Genomic DNA, 19,041 nt, shown 5'->3' with positions numbered 1-19,041 from the left:
CCACAACTAAATTCAGGGTTGTCTCAGATTCTCAGTATGTTAGGGTAGAAAAAGGTCACTATTTCCATCAGGTAATATATCGATATAAACAAATAACAGGAATCATTCTATTGCATGGCAATTAAATTAGAAGTGAAGAACCTCTATAAGATATTTGGCGAGCATCCTCAGAGAGCGTTCAAATATATTGAAAAGGGACTTACCAAAGAGCAAATTCTGGAGAAAACAGGGCTATCGCTTGGCGTTAAAGACGCCAGTCTGGCCATTGAAGAAGGCGAGATATTTGTCATCATGGGATTATCCGGCTCGGGTAAATCCACAATGGTACGCCTTCTCAATCGCCTGATTGAACCCACCCGCGGACAGGTACTGATCGACGGCGTAGATATCGCCCGGATCTCCGATGCCGAACTCCGCGAGGTGCGCAGAAAAAAGATTGCGATGGTCTTTCAGTCCTTTGCCCTGATGCCGCATATGACGGTGCTGGACAATACGGCATTCGGCATGGAATTAGCCGGCGTCGCCGCGGATGAACGTCGCGAAAAGGCGCTGGATGCGCTACGTCAGGTCGGTCTGGAGAATTACGCTCACAGCTACCCGGATGAACTTTCCGGGGGGATGCGCCAGCGTGTAGGCCTTGCCCGCGCATTAGCCATTAATCCTGACATCTTATTAATGGATGAGGCCTTCTCAGCCCTCGATCCATTAATTCGTACCGAGATGCAGGATGAACTGGTAAAACTCCAGGCGAAGCATCAACGCACCGTGGTCTTTATTTCCCATGATCTCGACGAAGCTATGCGTATTGGCGACAGAATTGCCATTATGCAAAACGGTGAAGTAGTACAGGTCGGTACACCGGATGAAATCCTGAATAATCCGGCTAATGATTATGTACGCACCTTCTTCCGCGGCGTTGATATTAGCCAGGTGTTCAGCGCGAAAGATATTTCCCGCCGTAGCCCCGAAGGTTTAATTCGTAAAACACCCGGTGTAGGCCCTCGTTCGGCGCTGCAATTATTGCAGGACAAAGATCGCGAATATGGTTACGTGATCGAACGTGGCAATAAATTCGTCGGCGTCGTCTCGATCGACTCACTAAAAACCGCGCTTAGTCAGGCGCAAGGTATTGAAGCGGCGTTGATCAATGAACCGCTGGCTGTCGATGCACAAACTCCTCTCAGCGAGTTGCTTTCTCATGTCGGCCAGGCACCGTGCGCGGTACCGGTAGTTGACGAGGAACAGCAGTATGTGGGCGTCATTTCAAAACGCATGCTGTTACAGGCTTTAGATCGTGAGGGGGCAAACAATGGCTGATCAAACTAATCCGTGGGATACCACACCAGCGGCCGATAGCGCCGCACAAACCGCCGATGCGTGGAGCACACCATCCTCCGCGCCTACTGACGGCGGTAGCGCAGACTGGCTGACCAGCGCGCCCGCGCCGGCACCAGAGCATTTTAATATTATGGATCCGTTCCATAAGACGCTGATCCCATTGGACAGTTGGGTCACCGAGGGGATCGACTGGGTGGTTACCCATTTTCGTCCGGTCTTCCAGGGCATCCGTGTACCGGTGGATTACATTCTCAACGGCTTCCAGCAAATGCTGTTAGGTATGCCAGCCCCCGTGGCGATTATCCTGTTCGCCCTGATCGCCTGGCAGATTTCCGGCGTTGGAATGGGTGTCGCGACGCTGATTTCGTTGATTGCTATCGGCGCCATTGGCGCGTGGTCGCAAGCGATGATCACGCTGGCGCTGGTGCTGACCGCGTTACTGTTCTGTGTGGTGATCGGTCTGCCGATGGGCATCTGGTTGGCGCGCAGCCCTCGGGCAGCAAAGATTGTTCGTCCGCTGCTGGATGCGATGCAAACCACCCCCGCCTTCGTGTATTTGGTGCCGATTGTCATGCTGTTCGGTATTGGTAACGTCCCGGGCGTAGTGGTGACGATTATCTTCGCCCTGCCGCCAATCGTCCGTCTGACCATTCTGGGGATTAACCAGGTGCCGGCCGACCTGATTGAAGCCTCGCGCTCGTTTGGCGCCAGCCCGCGTCAGATGCTGTTTAAAGTGCAGCTCCCGCTGGCGATGCCCACGATTATGGCCGGGGTTAACCAAACGCTGATGCTGGCGCTCTCGATGGTGGTCATCGCCTCGATGATTGCCGTTGGCGGATTGGGTCAGATGGTTCTGCGCGGAATTGGTCGTCTGGATATGGGATTAGCCACGGTTGGTGGCGTTGGGATTGTGATCCTCGCCATCATCCTGGATCGCCTGACGCAGGCCGTTGGTCGCGATTCGCGTAGCCGGGGTAACCGTCGCTGGTACACCACCGGTCCCGTTGGGCTTATCACTCGCCCTTTCACGAAGTAATACACCCGTTGCCCGGTGGCGCTGCGCTTACCGGGCCTACACGTCCCTCCAATAATTAAGGAACAACGATGCGACATACCGTACTTTTTGCCACAGCGTTTGCCACCCTTGTCTCCACCAGCGCTTTCGCTGCCGACCTGCCGGGCAAAGGCATTACCGTCCAGCCAATCCAGAGCACTATCTCTGAAGAATCCTTCCAGACGCAGCTGGTTGCCCGCGCGCTGGAGAAACTGGGTTACACCGTTAACAAAACCAGCGAAGTTGACTATAACGTCGGTTATACCTCCATTGCCTCTGGCGATGCAACTTTTACCGCCGTGAACTGGCAGCCGCTGCATGATGATATGTACGCCGCGGCAGGCGGAGACAAAAAGTTTTATCGCGAGGGGGTATTCGTTACGGGTGCCGCACAGGGTTATCTGATCGACAAAAAAACCGCTGAGCAGTACAAAATCACCAACATCGCCCAGTTAAAAGATCCCAAGATCGCTAAAATTTTTGACACCAACGGCGACGGCAAAGCCGATATGATGGGCTGTTCGCCAGGCTGGGGCTGTGAAGCGGTGATCAACCACCAGAACAAAGCCTTCGATCTGGAAAAAACGGTCGAGGTCAGCCACGGTAACTATGCGGCGATGATGGCAGACACCATCACCCGCTTTAAAGAAGGCAAACCCATTCTTTACTACACCTGGACGCCGTACTGGGTCAGCGACGTGATGAAGCCGGGCAAAGATGTGGTCTGGTTGCAGGTACCGTTCTCTTCCCTGCCGGGTGAGCAGAAAGATATCGATACCAAATTGCCAAACGGCGCTAACTATGGCTTCCCGGTGAACACCATGCACATCGTCGCTAACAAAGCCTGGGCAGAGAAAAACCCGGCGGCTGCGAAACTGTTCGCTATCATGAAATTACCGTTGGCGGATATCAACGCACAGAACGCGATGATGCATGACGGTAAAGCGTCTGAAGCCGATGTTCAGGGTCACGTAGACGGCTGGATCAAGGCCCACCAGCAGCAGTTTGACGGCTGGGTGAACGAAGCGCTGGCTGCGCAGAAATAACCCACTCGCAGGTCTGATAAGCATAGCGCCATCAGGCACAGTAACCGCACCATTGCCGGATACGCTAACGCTTATCCGGCCTGTTTCCCTCTATCCCACCTAAACCGCACAATCCATCACCCAACAAATCAGCAACAGTTAATCACTTCCGTTATGATTGTTTTCTGCAACCCATTATTCAGTTGAAAACCATGACGAAAACCACTCAGGGACTTAGCCCTTCGCTGATCCTGTTAATGTCTATCGCCACCGGCCTTGCCGTCGCCAGTAACTATTACGCACAACCGCTGCTCGACACCATCGCCCGCAACTTCTCACTGTCTGCCAGTACAGCAGGATTTATCGTCACCGCGGCCCAGCTCGGCTATGCCGCAGGTTTGCTATTCCTGGTACCGCTTGGCGATATGTTTGAGCGACGGATGTTGATTGTCTCCATGACGCTGCTGGCGGCTGGCGGCATGCTGATTACCGCCAGCAGCCAGTCGTTGGGCATGCTGATCCTCGGCACCGCCCTGACCGGACTGTTCTCGGTAGTGGCGCAGATCCTGGTTCCACTGGCGGCAACGCTTGCCACCCCGGACAAGCGCGGGAAAGTCGTCGGGACGATTATGAGCGGCCTGTTGCTGGGTATTCTGCTGGCGCGTACCGTAGCGGGGTTACTGGCGAACCTTGGCGGTTGGCGCACCGTATTTTGGGTGGCATCGATACTGATGGCATTGATGGCGATTGCGCTGTGGCGCGGTCTGCCGAAGATGAAATCAGATACCCATCTTAACTATCCGCAGCTGTTAGGTTCCGTATTCAGCCTGTTTACCCATGATAAATTGCTGCGTACCCGCGCAATGCTGGGTTGCCTGACTTTTGCCAACTTCAGCATTCTGTGGACCTCAATGGCATTTTTGCTCGCCGCGCCGCCGTTTAACTATTCTGAAGGGATGATCGGTCTGTTCGGTCTGGCGGGAGCCGCGGGGGCGTTAGGCGCACGCCCGGCGGGTGGTTTTGCCGATAAAGGAAAATCACATCTCACCACTACCGTTGGCCTGTTGTTACTGTTGCTCTCGTGGCTGGCTATCTGGCTCGGACATACTTCGGTGCCAATGCTGATTATCGGTATTCTGGTTCTGGATCTCACCGTTCAGGGGGTGCATATCACTAACCAGACGGTTATCTATCGCATTCATCCGGATGCACGTAACCGTCTGACCGCCGGCTACATGACCAGCTATTTTATTGGCGGGGCCGCGGGTTCGTTGATTTCGGCCTCCGCCTGGCAACATGCCGGTTGGGCGGGCGTTTGTCTGGCGGGTACGACCGTTGCCGTACTCAACCTGTTGGTATGGTGGCGAGGTTTTCACCGTCAGGAAGCCGTAAATTAAGCGTATAGCGCTTGTTTACCGCTGATTGGGCTCCACAGGGTGTTAAGGAGCCCATCAGTCTGCTAAGGTTATAACTCATTGAACCAAGTTATATTAATTTCGGTAATGAAACCTATAACCCTATGGAAAGCCCTATACCCCAGTCCGGATCTCGTTCGGCGACGTTAACGGAAGGATTCAAAGACAGTCTGCCGATAGTTATCAGCTATATTCCGGTCGCTTTTGCATTTGGTCTAAATGCTACTCGCCTTGGCTTTACGCCGGTCGAAAGCGTCTTTTTCTCCTGCATTATCTATGCGGGAGCCAGCCAGTTTGTCATTACCACCATGCTTGCCGCAGGCAGTTCTCTGTGGGTCGCCGCACTGACCGTTATGGCTATGGATATCCGCCATGTTTTATACGGTCCCTCCCTGCGCAGTCGCATCACACAGCGCCTGAACAAACCCAAAAGCGCGCTGTGGGCCTTTGGCCTCACCGATGAAGTCTTTGCCGCCGCAACGGCTAAACTGGTCCGGGATAATCGGCGCTGGAGTGAAAACTGGATGATTGGCATTGCGCTATGTTCCTGGGCTTCCTGGGTATTCGGCACAGCGATCGGCGCGTTTTCCGGTAGTGGTTTACTCAAAGATTATCCCGCGGTTGAAGCGGCACTGGGCTTCATGCTTCCGGCGCTATTTATGAGTTTCCTGCTCGCCTCTTTCCAGCGTCAACAGGCGCTCTGCGTGACTGCCGCACTGGCTGGCGCGCTGGCCGGGGTAATACTCTTTTCTATCCCTGCTGCCATCCTTTTGGGCATCATCTGTGGATGCCTGACCGCGCTGCTCCAGTCATTTTGGCAGGGAGGACCTGATGAGCTATGACGTTTTAATGCTCGGCCTGCTGGTCGGCTGCGTGAATTATTGCTTTCGCTATTTACCGCTCCGTCTTGGGGTAGGGAATGTTCGCCCGACAAGACGCGGCGCGACGGGCATATTACTTGACACCATTGGCATTGCATCAATTTGCGCCCTGTTGGTGGTGTCTACCGCGCCAGAAGTGATGCACGATGCTCGTCGGTTTGTGCCTACGCTGGTGGGGTTTGTCATACTGGGCGCAAGCTTCTATAAGACCCGCAGCATCATCATTCCGACCTTACTGAGTGCTCTGGGCTACGGATTAGCCTGGAAAATGCTGGTTGGCTTATAGACAAAAACAATCATTTTAAATAAATAATACATTTACTTTATTTGTCACTGTCGTTACTATATCGGCTGAAATTAATGAGGTTATACCCAAATGGATAGTTCGTTTACGCCCATTGAACAAATGCTAAAATTTCGCGCCAGCCGCTACGAAGAGTTCCCTTATCAGGAAGTGCTTCTGACTCGTCTTTGCATGCACATGCAGGGCAAGCTGCTGGAAAATCGCAATAAGATGCTGAAAGCTCAAGGGATTAACGAGACATTGTTTATGGCGTTGATTACGCTGGAGTCTCAGGAAAACCACAGTATTCAGCCTTCTGAACTGAGTTGCGCGCTTGGCTCGTCACGGACTAACGCTACCCGCATTGCGGATGAGTTAGAAAAACGTGGCTGGATTGAACGTCGCGAAAGCGATAACGATCGCCGCTGTCTGCATCTGCAATTGACCGAAAAAGGCCATGCTTTTTTGCAAGAGGTGTTACCACCTCAGCACAACTGCCTGCATCAACTCTGGTCATCTCTTAGCACCACCGAAAAAGATCAGCTTGAGCAGATCACCCGTAAACTTCTGACCCGTCTTGACCAGATGGAGCAGGATGGCGCGGTATTAGAAGCGCTGCGCTAACGCGTCGACTCGCTCAGAAATCCAGATTTATAAATGAAAACCGACAGGCCAGCACGCATACTGCTGGCCTTTCTGATGAACAGGTCGGCTCAGCCGATGTGAAAAAAATAAGATCGTGGAGAACAACATGAGCGCAAATGCGGAGACTCAAACCCCGCAGCAACCGGTTAAGAAGAATGGCAAACGTAAAAGTATGCTGCTCCTTCTGACCTTGCTCTTTATTATCATTGCCGTGGCATATGGGATTTATTGGTTTTTAGTACTACGTCATTACGAAGATACTGACGATGCGTACGTGGCAGGGAACCAGGTTCAGATCATGGCACAGGTATCAGGCAGCGTGACGAAAGTCTGGGCTGATAACACTGACTTTGTTAAACAAGGCGATGTGCTGGTTACTCTCGATCAGACGGATGCTAAGCAGGCATTTGAAAAAGCCAAAACTGCGTTGGCCTCCAGCGTGCGTCAAACGCACCAGTTGATGATTAACAGCAAGCAGTTACAGGCAAGCATTGAAGTGCAGAAAACTGCACTGGCGCAGGCACAAAGCGACTTTAATCGCCGCGTCCCGCTGGGCAACGCCAACCTGATTGGCCGCGAAGAGCTGCAGCATGCGCGTGATGCCGTTGCCAGCGCTCAGGCGCAGCTTGATGTCGCTATCCAGCAATATAATGCTAACCAGGCAATGATTCTCGGTAGCAAGCTGGAAGATCAACCCGCCGTACAACAGGCCGCCACCGAAGTGCGCAACGCCTGGCTGGCGCTGGAACGTACCAGAATCGTCAGTCCAATGACCGGCTATGTTTCCCGTCGTGCCGTACAGCCTGGCGCGCAAATCAGCCCAACCACGCCGCTGATGGCAGTTGTTCCGGCCACCAACCTGTGGGTCGATGCTAACTTTAAAGAAACGCAGCTTGCGCACATGCGTATCGGCCAGCCTGCGACGGTTATCAGTGATATTTACGGCGATGACGTGAAATACACCGGTAAAGTTGTCGGCCTGGATATGGGTACGGGCAGCGCCTTTTCCCTGCTGCCAGCGCAAAACGCGACCGGGAACTGGATCAAAGTCGTCCAGCGTCTGCCGGTACGTATCGAACTGGATGCGCAGCAGCTGGCGCAGCATCCGCTGCGAATCGGTTTATCTACGCTGGTTACGGTAGATACCTCCAATCGTGACGGACAAATTCTGGCAAGCCAGGTCCGCACCACGCCGGTATCAGAAAGTAATGCACGTGAAATCAACCTTGCTCCGGTCAATAAGATGATCGAAGAGATCGTGCGGGCCAACGCGGGCTAATTCAAAGGTGCGTGTGATGCAACAGCAAAAACCGCTGGAAGGCGCGCAGCTCGTCATTATGACGATCGCGCTGTCTCTGGCGACATTCATGCAGGTGCTGGACTCCACCATTGCTAACGTGGCGATCCCTACTATCGCCGGGAACCTGGGCTCTTCGCTGAGCCAGGGAACCTGGGTGATCACCTCATTCGGGGTGGCGAACGCTATCTCAATTCCAATCACCGGTTGGTTGGCAAAGCGCTTTGGCGAAGTAAGGCTATTCATGTGGTCAACGACTGCCTTCGTCATTGCGTCATGGGCATGCGGGATGTCCACCAGCCTGAACATGCTGATTTTCTTCCGCGTGGTACAAGGGATTGTCGCCGGTCCACTAATTCCGCTTTCGCAAAGCCTGCTGCTGAATAATTATCCTCCCGCCAAGCGTTCCATTGCCCTCGCGCTGTGGTCGATGACGGTGATTGTCGCCCCAATATGCGGCCCTATTCTTGGGGGCTATATCAGCGACAACTATCACTGGGGTTGGATATTCTTCATCAACGTGCCAATCGGCGCGGCGGTGGTATTGATGACTCTGCAAACTCTACGCGGGCGAGAAACCAAAACCGAGCAGCGACGCATTGACGCCATTGGTTTGGCATTGCTGGTCATTGGTATCGGTAGCTTGCAGATTATGCTCGACCGCGGCAAAGAGCTGGACTGGTTTGCCTCACATGAGATTATCATCCTGACGGTGGTCGCCGTTGTCGCTATCAGCTTCCTGATCGTCTGGGAGCTTACCGACGAGCACCCGATTGTCGATCTCTCGCTGTTTAAGTCGCGAAACTTTACCATCGGCTGCTTGTGTATCAGTCTGGCCTATATGCTCTACTTCGGCGCAATCGTCCTGCTGCCGCAGCTATTGCAGGAGGTTTACGGATATACGGCAACCTGGGCCGGTCTGGCCTCCGCCCCGGTTGGGGTGATCCCAGTGATCCTGTCGCCGATAATCGGTCGCTTCGCGCATAAGCTGGATATGCGTCGTCTGGTCACGTTCAGTTTTATTATGTACGCCGTCTGTTTCTACTGGCGCGCGTGGACGTTCGAACCGGGTATGGATTTTGGCGCATCGGCCTGGCCGCAGTTTATTCAGGGATTCGCGGTAGCCTGCTTCTTTATGCCGCTGACGACCATTACGCTGTCCGGTTTACCGCCTGAACGTCTGGCGGCGGCGTCCAGCTTGTCTAACTTTACGCGAACGCTGGCAGGTTCTATCGGAACCTCCATCACCACGACAATGTGGACTAACCGTGAGTCGCTACACCATGCGCAGTTAACGGAGTCCGTTAACCCCTACAACCCAAATGCACAGGCAATGTATAACCAACTACAGGGATTAGGGATGAGCAAGGAGCAAGCCTCTGGCTGGCTGGCCCAACAGATAACCAATCAAGGGCTGATCATTTCCGCCAACGAAATCTTCTGGATGTCCGCGGGGATCTTCCTGGTGCTGCTTGGTCTTGTCTGGTTCGCTAAACCGCCGTTTGGCGCGGGCGGCGGCGCGGGCGGCGCACATTGATCAAAAAAGCCAGTTCATCTGAACTGGCTTTTTTATACCGGCTGGCGCCTATTATTTGTCGACCAGATGAGAAGCGTGAGCTTCACCATCCAGCATGACAACTAAATATGCAGTTCCTGCAGCTTCTCTTTCGGCAGTGCCAGCTCTTCATTGCTGTTCACACGAACATCGTGCTCAAGGATATGACGGGCAATGTCCTGCGCTTCACTGAGAGAGTGCATCTGATACGTGCCGCACTGGTAAATGTTCAGTTCTGGGATCTGGTTTTGATCCTGCACTTTCAGTACGTCAGCCATCGCCGCTTTCCACGCGTCGGCAACACGCTGCTCGTCCGGCGTGCCAATCAGGCTCATGTAGAAGCCGGTGCGGCATCCCATCGGAGAGATATCGATAATCTCAACGCCGTTACCGTTGAGATGGTTACGCATAAAACCTGCAAACAGGTGTTCCAGCGTATGGATACCTTTCTCAGGCATCACTTCTTTGTTCGGAATGCAGAAACGCAGATCAAACACGGTGATTGCGTCGCCATGCGGGGTGTTCATCGTTTTTGCAACCCGGACCGCGGGAGCTTCCATCCGGGTGTGATCGACAGTAAAACTATCTAACAACGGCATTTAGCCACCTCCGATAAATTTTTTAAAAATAATCTGAACTCTTTGTTCCGGGGCGAGTCTGAGTATATGAAAGACGCGCATTTGTTATCATCATCCCTGTTTTCAGAGATGAAATTTTGGCCACTCCCGAGTGGCCTTTTTCTTTTGTATCAAGCGTGCTTTTCCAGCCACACGCTAAACGGCTCGGTATCAGCCGCTTCGATCTCCTGCTGACGACGCTTTGACGCTTCGGTTTCAGCAATAAACTCTTCTTCCTGCAATATTTCCAACGGCTCTTCGCGCAGCAGATTGCGGTAAGCCTCACCCAACGCTTTCCCCGTACCGCCAATGCCTTCATCAATCATAGACCGTAGGATCCGGGCGGAGAATGTCAGTTCAGGATTATCAAAGCAGGCGACCAACTCGTCGCATACCTTTTGATACTCCTCTCCCCCGTGGATGCTGTCCAGCGTTTGTGCTACGCGTTTCAGGTCGCGGAACAAATCTTTACCCACTTCAGGCAGTGGGAACTGCGCTGTCTCACAGCCAATGCCTAAGGTCAGGCCAGGCTTACGCCCTTCCAGAATAACGCGATTCCAGTTAGTACGCGTACATAACAGCTCATCGCTACTCATTTCCGGCGCATCGGCCAATGCGCACCAGACCATAAACAGATCGAGGAAGCGCACCTGTTGCTCGTCTACGCCGATTGGTGAGAACGGGTTAATATCCAGTGAACGTACTTCGATGTACTCAATACCGCCACGCAGAAGCGCGTCAGAAGGCGTTTCACCACGACGAGTGACGCGTTTCGGACGAATAGGCGCATACAGTTCATTTTCAATCTGCAAAACGTTGCTGTTAATTTGCAGACGCTTACCGTCCTTCTCCAGACCGATCGCCGCGTACTCCTCGGAAGGGGTTTTAATCGCGCGCTTTAATCCTGCCACATACTCATGCAAATCGTTAAACGTAATTCCGAGATTGCTTTGCGACTTATTGGTATAGCCCAAATCGCTCAAACGCAGCGACGTCGCGTACGGCAGGTAATACATCCCACAGTCGGTTTTTTCAAACGGCAGGGTGGTCGGTTTTCCTTGCAGGAAGGAGGAACAAATGGCCGGAGAAGCGCCAAACAGATACGGGATGACCCAGCCAAAACGGTAATAGTTACGGATCAGACGGAAGTAACCCGCAGAGATCTTCTCTTTAGCATCTTCACCGTCCGTTACGCCGCATTTCGCCTGCCAGAAAGCCATCGGCAGCGAGAAGTTGTAATGTACGCCGGAGATGGTCTGCATCAACGCGCCATAACGGTTTTTGAGGCCTTCGCGATAAAGCGTTTTCAAACGACCGGTATTCGACGTACCGTACTGCGCCAGCTCAATATCCTGACCGTCGGCAATATAGCAAGGCATGCTCAACGGCCACATACGCTCGTCGCCCAGGTTTCTGGCGGTATAACGATGCAGGTCGCGCATGAACGTCAGCATTTTATGAATATCGTCGCCAGGTGGAGTAATAAACTCCAGCAGCGCTTCGGCAAAGTCCGTGGTTATCCACTTATGTGTTAGCGCTGAGCCTAACACCTCAGGATGGCCTGTCGTCGCCAATGACCCATCAGCATTAACGCGCAGCGTTTCACGCTCCAGCCCACGTTGAATCCCCTTTAACGCCTGAGGATGGTTTTCCAGCCAGGCCAGCGCCTGTGATACGTTCGGGATCAAATTGACCTCCCGCCTGTCAAAATCGTTTTAATTAGCATAATGGTATTGGTTACCCTGAAGGCTATCTCACAACACAATTAGTGCCACCACATAATGCCTTGCGTCGTAACCGCTGCGACAACAACATAGCGCAACGCCTTGCCAAGGCATAAGAAAAAGAGAACTGGGCCCCACGAGATGCGCATCCATCCAGCTAACAGGCACAGTAAATCACCCACAACCGGCATCCAGCTTAATAATAGTGTGACAGCGCCATAGCGCCGCAGCCAGCCAGTGGCTTTCTCTTGCCAGCGCGATGTTTTACGCAATGGAAAGAAACGCCCAAGGATAACGTTAGTTAACCCTCCAAGGCTATTACCCATTGTTGCTGTTAAGACTAAGACCCAGGGATGACTTACCCCAGAAATCAGCAAAGCAACCAGAACAACTTCAGAATTGCCGGGTAATAGCGTGGCGCTGAGAAAACTGCTGGCAAACAGTGACAGGAGCGATAGTCCATCACTCACAATAACCGAACATCCACGGCGTCCATCCCCGCTGCGCTCGCCGCCTGCAGTCCAAAATCGGCATCTTCAAACACGATGCAGCGCGCCGGAACAACCCCCATTCGCTCAGCACAAAGCAAGAACGTATCAGGAGCAGGCTTATGGCGTTGTACGTGATCGGCGGCCACCACAGCATCAAAATAACGACGCAGACCAAGGTGAGCGAGCAGAGCCTCTGCAATTGCGCTTTCACTCCCCGTCCCTACCGACATAGGACGGCGGCCATGCCAGGCTTTCACTACTTCAACCAACGGTAAAGGCTGGACGCTATCCAGCAGCATGCTTTTTACCTTGTCCGTTTTTTCTCGTGCCAAAACATGGGGGTCAATATCGGCATGATTCAATTCAATCACCGCCTGGGCAATACGCCACGTTGGAGAGCCGTTGAGGGCAACCATGGCTTGTTCATCAAACCGTAGCCCATAATGGCCCAATACCTCACGCCACGCCTTACGGTGCGTAGGTTCGGTATCCAGGATGGTGCCATCCATATCAAAAATCAAACCCGCATAACGTTCGTACATCGTCTTCTCACAAGCCGAATGACCAGACGTTATTTTATCGTAATTGATTGATTTTGTCGCTGACAGCGAATTGAGGGATGTTCAGGGAGTATGTGGAAATGATTCAAGAGGGGGAAAATTCAGGCGATTATCTCGCAGACCATGAAGAAACAGTTTCGCTGTTATTCAGGAGAAGATGGTGCATCCGGGAGGATTCGAACCTCCGACCGCTCGGTTCGTAGCCGAGTACTCTATCCAGCTGAGCTACGGATGCATCGGGAATTGCTGATTACTACTGATACGGCAAGAAGATGGTGCATCCGGGAGGATTACTCGGCTGCGCCTCGCCCTGCGGGCCGTTGCTGAAGCAACGTTATCCTCCCTGGTGCTGGCGATCGTCTCGCAGACCATACAACAACAGTTTCGCTGTTATTCAGGATAAGATGGTGCATCCGGGAGGATTCGAACCTCCGACCGCTCGGTTCGTAGCCGAGTACTCTATCCAGCTGAGCTACGGATGCATCGGAAAACTTGCTTTACTGCCGATATTGATATCGTAATAAACGATATCAAGTAAGAGATGGTGCATCCGGGAGGATTCGAACCTCCGACCGCTCGGTTCGTAGCCGAGTACTCTATCCAGCTGAGCTACGGATGCATCGGGAAACTTACTTTACTGCAGATTTGATGTCGCTACTAAAGCGCTATCAAGTAATATGGTGCATCCGGGAGGATTACTCGGCTGCACCTCGCCCTGCGGGCCGTTGCTGAAGCAACGTTATCCTCCCTGGTGCTGGCGATTATCTCGCACACCATGAAACAACAGTTTAGCTGTTATCTCGTAGAAGATGGTGCATCCGGGAGGATTCGAACCTCCGACCGCTCGGTTCGTAGCCGAGTACTCTATCCAGCTGAGCTACGGATGCAAATGGCGGTGAGGCGGGGATTCGAACCCCGGATGCAGCTTTTGACCGCATACTCCCTTAGCAGGGGAGCGCCTTCAGCCTCTCGGCCACCTCACCAACACGCCTCTTACGAGTGCTCCGAAGAACTTGTTTCTGCTCATCGTCGCTGCGTGGCGCACATATTACTTTCTGGGACTTATAAGTCAAACAATTTTTCCAGAGCTTTTATCGTTTGCACATTTCACGCGCAATTAGTCTGCAAAAACGGCAAAAAGAGTGTTTTATCAACAGATAAATTGGCAGTTTCCGCAGACAATGAACAAACAGAAAATTCGCCGGGATCGACAATGTGCGTATAGGAAAAGAGAAAATGGGGGGAGTGAAGCAGAAAGCGAAGAAAAAGGACAACTCAATCAGGTTGCGCCTCACCAGAAAGGTGAGACGCGAAAACCTTAATAACTGGACTGCTGGGATTTTTCAGCCTGGATACGCTGGTAGATCTCTTCACGATGGACAGAAACTTCTTTCGGGGCGTTTACGCCAATGCGTACCTGGTTGCCCTTCACCCCTAAAACTGTCACGGTGACCTCATCGCCTATCATGAGGGTCTCACCAACTCGACGAGTCAGAATCAGCATTCTTTGCTCCTTGAAAGATTAAAAGAGTCGGGTCTCTCTGTATCCCGGCATTATCCATCATATAACGCCAAAAAGTAAGCGATGACAAACACCTAAGTGTAAGCAGTCACGGCATCACATTCTGTTAAACCTAAGTTTAGCCGATATACACAACTTCAACCTGACTTTATCGTTGTCGATAGCGTTGATGCAAACGCTGCGGATTGAAGCCCGCAGCGTCGACTTACGCTTATAATTATTACAGTTTTGCGCTGACCCAGCCTTTCACACTGGCTAACGCTGCAGGCAGAGCCGCTGCATCCGTACCACCGGCTTGCGCCATGTCCGGACGACCACCACCCTTACCGCCTACCTGCTGAGCGACCATACCAACCAGTTCCCCTGCTTTCACTCGGTCTGTCACATCCTTAGACACACCAGCAATCAGAGAAACCTTACCTTCAACTACCGTTGCCAGAACGATAACAGTAGACCCCAGTTGATTTTTCAGATCATCAACCATGGTACGCAACATTTTCGGCTCAACGTCCGCAAGTTCACTGACCAGCAGCTTCACGCCGTTGATATCAACCGCTTTGCTGGAGAGATTTGCACTCTCCTGCGCCGCAGCCTGTTCCTTCAATTGCTGCAATTCTTTTTCGAGTTGACGCGTACGTTCCAGTACAGAACGCACTTTATCACCGATATTCTGGCTATCGCCTTTCAGCAGCTGCGCGATATCGCTTAAGCGGTCGCTCTCAGCATGCACGGTTTGGATAGCGCCTTCACCGGTTACGGCTTCGATACGACGAACGCCCGCCGCCGTGCCTGACTCAGACACAATGCGGAACAGACCGATATCCCCCGTACGGCTGGCGTGAGTACCGCCACACAGTTCGGTGGAGAAATCGCCCATACTCAGAACGCGCACGTGGTCATCATATTTCTCGCCAAACAGCGCCATTGCGCCTTTAGCTTTCGCCGCTTCCAGATCCATGATGTTCGTTTCAATCGGCAGGTTGCGACGAATTTGCGCATTCACGAGATCTTCAACGGCACGGATTTCAGCAGGCTTCATGGCTTCGGTATGAGAGAAGTCGAAACGCAGCACTTTATCGTTAACCAGCGAGCCTTTCTGTGCCACATGCGTGCCCAATACCTGGCGCAGCGCCGCGTGCATCAGGTGCGTTGCGGAGTGATTCAAGCGGATACGCGCACGACGCGCTTCATCCACATCAGCCTGTACTGCATCGCCAATTCTCAGAGAACCCGCAGACAGTTTGCCGATATGACCAATCGCCTGACCATATTTTTGCGTGTCGCTCACGGCAAACGCAAAGCCCGCACCTTTCAGTTCGCCCTTGTCGCCAACCTGACCGCCAGATTCCGCATAGAACGGCGTCTGATCCAGTACAACAACAGCGTCCTGACCGGCGTTAATGGCGTCTACCGCTTTACCATCGACAAACAGCGCAGTCACTTTGCCGTTCAGCTCAAGATGCTCATACCCTTTAAATTCTGAAGCGCCATCAACGCGAATCATCGCATTGTAGTCTGCGCCAAAACCGCTGGCTTCACGCGCACGACGGCGCTGTTCTTCCATTGCGGCTTCAAAGCCCGCCTCGTCAACCTTGATGTTGCGCTCGCGGCAAACGTCTGCCGTCAGGTCAACCGGGAAGCCGTATGTGTCATACAGACGGAAGGCGGTTTCGCCATCCAGCGTATCACCCGTCAGTTTTGCCAGCTCTTCGTCCAGCAGTGCCAGACCACGTTCCAGCGTACGAGCGAACTGTTCTTCTTCGGTTTTCAGAACCTGTTCAACCATTGCCTGTTGACGCTTCAGCTCTTCACCTGCAGACCCCATGACTTCTACCAACGGACCAACCAGCTTGTAGAAGAAGGTATCCTTCGCGCCCAGCATGTTGCCATGACGTACCGCGCGGCGAATGATACGGCGCAGCACATAGCCACGGTTTTCATTCGACGGGACAACGCCATCGGCAATAAGGAATGCACAAGAACGGATATGGTCGGCGATAACGCGCAGCGACTTGTTGCTCAGATCGGTCGCACCAGTAACTTTCGCGACGGATTCAATCAGTGAGCGGAACAGGTCAATTTCATAGTTGGAGTTAACGTGTTGCAGCACGGCCGCAATACGCTCCAGCCCCATACCGGTATCCACGGACGGCTTCGGCAGCGGTTCCATGGTGCCGTCAGCCTGACGGTTGAACTGCATGAAGACGATGTTCCAGATCTCAATGTAGCGATCGCCATCTTCTTCTGCGCTTCCCGGAGGGCCGCCCCAAATGTGGTCGCCGTGGTCGTAGAAAATTTCGGTGCACGGACCGCAAGGACCGGTATCACCCATTTGCCAGAAGTTGTCGGAAGCATAGGCCGCGCCTTTGTTATCACCAATGCGGATGATACGCTCGCGCGGAATACCAACTTCTTTTTCCCAAATTTCATAGGCTTCATCGTCAGTTTCATAGACGGTGACCCACAGACGTTCTTTTGGCAGGGCAAACCAGTTTTCACCGGTCAGCAGTTCCCATGCGAATTGAATGGCGTCGTGTTTGAAATAATCGCCGAAGCTGAAGTTGCCCAGCATTTCGAAGAAGGTATGGTGACGTGCAGTGTAACCGACGTTTTCCAGGTCGTTGTGCTTACCGCCCGCACGTACACAACGCTGCGAGGTGGTTGCGCGGGAATAATTACGCTTGTCGAGGCCAAGGAAAACATCCTTGAACTGGTTCATCCCGGCGTTGGTAAACAACAAAGTAGGGTCATTGTTTGGTATCAGGGAGCTGCTGGCAACTACCTGATGTCCTTTACTATGGAAAAAATCGAGAAACGCCTGACGGATCTCAGCGGTGCTCTTGCTCATAATTATCCTGAAGAAATCAAGCTAACGAAATGTCATTACCAGCATCAGCAGCAAACTGCGCCTCTGGCAATCGAAAAGTGGGAATAAGATAAGTTTTCTTTACTGGGAAGTAAAATCCCGTATGCGCTCAATCGTCAAAATTTCGCCATATTGCCTGAATATCTTCCATCAGATAGCCACGATAGAGCAAAAAACGCTGGACCTTTACCTTATCTGAAAAATCGACTGGTAAAGGTTCACCGTATTTCCTGATTGCCTGCTCGCGCGCAAGTACTGCCCAGTCAATTTCACATTCGCGCATGGCGCGCTCAATAGCCTCACGCGAGATCCCTTTCTGGCTGAGTTCCTGCCGCACTCGCGCAGGCCCATAACCTTTGCGGCTACGGCTGGCAATAAACTGTTGTACGAAGCGGTCATCATCCAGATAACGGCTTTCAATGCACCAGGCAATGACCTTGTCGTAATCTTCCGGGGAAGCATCAATGTCTTCCGGCCCTTGTTTGCCCATCACCGGCGCGGCCAGCTTCCGCCGCAGTTCCTGTTCGCTGTGATCGCGCATTGCCAGAATACGCACAGCGCGATCAAGCAGTCGGGAATAAGCGGATCGGCGGGAAGTTGCATCTGTCATAGTAAACCTTCAGAAATGCAAAAGGGCTGCATGATATGCAGCCCTTTACTGTATGCGATGCAAAACAGATTATCAGAAATCTTCGTTCGTTTCTGCTACGTCTTCGCCACCGTCATCAACGGAGAAATCTGGCGTTGAATCCTGGTTATTGAGCAGTAGCTCGCGCAATTTCTTCTCAATTTCTTTTGCGGTTGCCGGGTTTTCTTTCAGCCAGTTGGTCGCATTCGCTTTACCCTGACCGATTTTCTCACCGTTATAGCTGTACCATGCACCGGCTTTTTCAATCAGCTTCTCTTTCACGCCCAGATCAACCAGTTCGCCATAGAAGTTGATACCTTCACCGTACAGAATCTGGAATTCAGCCTGTTTAAACGGCGCGGCGATTTTGTTTTTCACGACCTTAACGCGGGTTTCGCTACCGACCACGTTGTCGCCCTCTTTCACTGCGCCAATACGGCGAATGTCCAGGCGCACGGAGGCATAGAATTTCAGCGCGTTACCACCGGTAGTGGTTTCCGGGTTACCGAACATAACGCCAATTTTCATACGGATCTGGTTGATGAAAATCAGCAGCGTGTTGGACTGCTTCAGGTTACCGGCCAGCTTACGCATCGCCTGGCTCATCATACGCGCCGCAAGACCCATGTGAGAGTCGCCAATCTCGCCTTCGATTTCCGCTTTCGGCGTCAGCGCCGCCACGGAGTCGACAACGATAACGTCAACCGCACCGGAACGCGCCAGCGCATCACAGATTTCCAGCGCTTGTTCGCCGGTATCCGGCTGGGAACACAGCAGGTTGTCGATATCAACGCCAAGCTTACGGGCATAGACGGGATCCAGCGCGTGTTCCGCATCAATAAACGCACAGGTTTTACCTTCGCGCTGAGCGGCGGCAATAACCTGCAGCGTCAGCGTCGTTTTACCGGAAGATTCAGGCCCGTAGATTTCGACGATACGGCCCATTGGCAAACCGCCCGCGCCCAATGCGATGTCCAGAGAAAGCGAACCGGTGGAGATGGTTTCCACATCCATGGAACGGTCTTCACCCAGGCGCATGATGGAGCCTTTACCGAATTGCTTTTCGATCTGACCCAGCGCTGCCGCCAACGCTTTCTGTTTGTTTTCGTCGATAGCCATTAATTACTCCTGTCATGCCGC

Annotated in this window: 17 protein-coding genes and 5 tRNA genes; 9 read left to right on the top strand and 13 right to left on the bottom strand. The window is 52.7% G+C overall.

Annotation, left to right across the window (positions count from 1 at the left end; genetic code table 11):
- The first annotated feature begins 114 nt into the window (after positions 1-114).
- The 9 genes from proV to emrB all read left to right on the top strand — a co-directional run bounded on the left by proV (position 115) and on the right by emrB (position 9,475).
- Complete coding sequence (proV, locus tag ICA20_RS05650; RefSeq protein ID WP_038632990.1) at positions 115-1,317, top strand: glycine betaine/L-proline ABC transporter ATP-binding protein ProV; 1,203 nt, start codon at positions 115-117, stop codon at positions 1,315-1,317.
- The gene (proW, locus tag ICA20_RS05645) at positions 1,310-2,374 is read left to right on the top strand and encodes a glycine betaine/L-proline ABC transporter permease ProW (protein ID WP_038632993.1); all 1,065 of its coding nucleotides are present in this window, start codon (positions 1,310-1,312) and stop codon (positions 2,372-2,374) included. Before proV ends, proW begins: the two co-directional genes overlap by 8 nt.
- 68 nt (positions 2,375-2,442) lie before the next feature.
- Positions 2,443-3,438 carry a glycine betaine/L-proline ABC transporter substrate-binding protein ProX gene (gene proX / locus ICA20_RS05640; protein WP_038632997.1) on the top strand — a complete coding sequence of 332 codons (996 nt, stop codon included), beginning with the start codon at positions 2,443-2,445 and terminating at the stop codon, positions 3,436-3,438.
- A 191-nt stretch (positions 3,439-3,629) separates the two neighbouring features.
- Positions 3,630-4,814 carry an MFS transporter gene (locus ICA20_RS05635; RefSeq protein ID WP_038633000.1) on the top strand — a complete coding sequence of 395 codons (1,185 nt, stop codon included), beginning with the start codon at positions 3,630-3,632 and terminating at the stop codon, positions 4,812-4,814.
- A 122-nt stretch (positions 4,815-4,936) separates the two neighbouring features.
- Positions 4,937-5,674 (top strand): AzlC family ABC transporter permease, encoded by a 738-nt coding sequence (locus ICA20_RS05630; protein ID WP_038633003.1) that lies wholly within the window; start codon positions 4,937-4,939, stop codon positions 5,672-5,674.
- Positions 5,664-5,999, top strand: a complete 336-nt coding sequence (gene ygaH, locus ICA20_RS05625; RefSeq protein ID WP_038633006.1) for an L-valine transporter subunit YgaH — start codon at positions 5,664-5,666, stop codon at positions 5,997-5,999. Before ICA20_RS05630 ends, ygaH begins: the two co-directional genes overlap by 11 nt.
- Positions 6,000-6,089: 90 nt before the next feature.
- Positions 6,090-6,620, top strand: a complete 531-nt coding sequence (gene emrR / locus ICA20_RS05620) for a multidrug efflux transporter EmrAB transcriptional repressor EmrR (RefSeq protein ID WP_003037300.1) — start codon at positions 6,090-6,092, stop codon at positions 6,618-6,620.
- A 127-nt stretch (positions 6,621-6,747) separates the two neighbouring features.
- Positions 6,748-7,920, top strand: a complete 1,173-nt coding sequence (emrA, locus tag ICA20_RS05615) for a multidrug efflux MFS transporter periplasmic adaptor subunit EmrA (protein ID WP_038633009.1) — start codon at positions 6,748-6,750, stop codon at positions 7,918-7,920.
- Between the two features lie 16 nt (positions 7,921-7,936).
- Positions 7,937-9,475, top strand: coding sequence for a multidrug efflux MFS transporter permease subunit EmrB (gene emrB / locus ICA20_RS05610; protein WP_038633012.1), 1,539 nt, complete (start codon positions 7,937-7,939; stop codon positions 9,473-9,475).
- 101 nt (positions 9,476-9,576) lie between these two features.
- Here the strand turns inward: emrB and luxS are convergent, their stop codons facing one another.
- From luxS to recA, 13 genes are all read right to left on the bottom strand, one after another.
- A complete protein-coding gene (gene luxS / locus ICA20_RS05605; protein WP_006687194.1) occupies positions 9,577-10,092 on the bottom strand; it encodes an S-ribosylhomocysteine lyase in 516 nt (171 codons plus the stop codon).
- A 149-nt stretch (positions 10,093-10,241) separates the two neighbouring features.
- Positions 10,242-11,798 carry a glutamate--cysteine ligase gene (gshA, locus tag ICA20_RS05600; protein ID WP_038633015.1) on the bottom strand — a complete coding sequence of 519 codons (1,557 nt, stop codon included), beginning with the start codon at positions 11,796-11,798 and terminating at the stop codon, positions 10,242-10,244.
- 77 nt (positions 11,799-11,875) lie between these two features.
- Entirely contained in the window at positions 11,876-12,304 is a 429-nt protein-coding gene (locus tag ICA20_RS05595) for a YqaA family protein (RefSeq protein WP_038633018.1), read from the bottom strand.
- On the bottom strand, positions 12,301-12,867 hold the full coding sequence (yqaB, locus tag ICA20_RS05590) for a fructose-1-phosphate/6-phosphogluconate phosphatase (RefSeq protein WP_038633021.1): 567 nt from the start codon (positions 12,865-12,867) through the stop codon (positions 12,301-12,303). Before yqaB ends, ICA20_RS05595 begins: the two co-directional genes overlap by 4 nt.
- 176 nt (positions 12,868-13,043) lie before the next feature.
- A tRNA-Arg gene (locus ICA20_RS05585) sits at positions 13,044-13,120 on the bottom strand.
- A 170-nt stretch (positions 13,121-13,290) separates the two neighbouring features.
- Positions 13,291-13,367, bottom strand: a tRNA-Arg gene (locus ICA20_RS05580).
- A 60-nt stretch (positions 13,368-13,427) separates the two neighbouring features.
- A tRNA-Arg gene (locus ICA20_RS05575) sits at positions 13,428-13,504 on the bottom strand.
- A gap of 191 nt (positions 13,505-13,695) precedes the next feature.
- A tRNA-Arg gene (locus ICA20_RS05570) sits at positions 13,696-13,772 on the bottom strand.
- Positions 13,773-13,775: 3 nt separating this feature from the next.
- A tRNA-Ser gene (locus ICA20_RS05565) sits at positions 13,776-13,868 on the bottom strand.
- Positions 13,869-14,203: 335 nt separating this feature from the next.
- Positions 14,204-14,389, bottom strand: a complete 186-nt coding sequence (gene csrA / locus ICA20_RS05560; RefSeq protein ID WP_000906486.1) for a carbon storage regulator CsrA — start codon at positions 14,387-14,389, stop codon at positions 14,204-14,206.
- Between the two features lie 238 nt (positions 14,390-14,627).
- Positions 14,628-17,255, bottom strand: coding sequence for an alanine--tRNA ligase (gene alaS / locus ICA20_RS05555; protein WP_038633032.1), 2,628 nt, complete (start codon positions 17,253-17,255; stop codon positions 14,628-14,630).
- Between the two features lie 127 nt (positions 17,256-17,382).
- Complete coding sequence (recX, locus tag ICA20_RS05550; protein WP_038633035.1) at positions 17,383-17,883, bottom strand: recombination regulator RecX; 501 nt, start codon at positions 17,881-17,883, stop codon at positions 17,383-17,385.
- A 72-nt stretch (positions 17,884-17,955) separates the two neighbouring features.
- Positions 17,956-19,020, bottom strand: coding sequence for a recombinase RecA (gene recA, locus ICA20_RS05545; protein ID WP_038633038.1), 1,065 nt, complete (start codon positions 19,018-19,020; stop codon positions 17,956-17,958).
- Positions 19,021-19,041 lie beyond the last annotated feature (21 nt).

The organism is Citrobacter sp. C5_2 (assembly GCF_014596845.2).
Classification (GTDB): Bacteria; Pseudomonadota; Gammaproteobacteria; order Enterobacterales; family Enterobacteriaceae; genus Citrobacter; species Citrobacter werkmanii.
The sequence above is the reverse complement of the archived record's forward strand: the minus strand, read 5'-3'. Positions and strand labels throughout refer to the sequence as shown.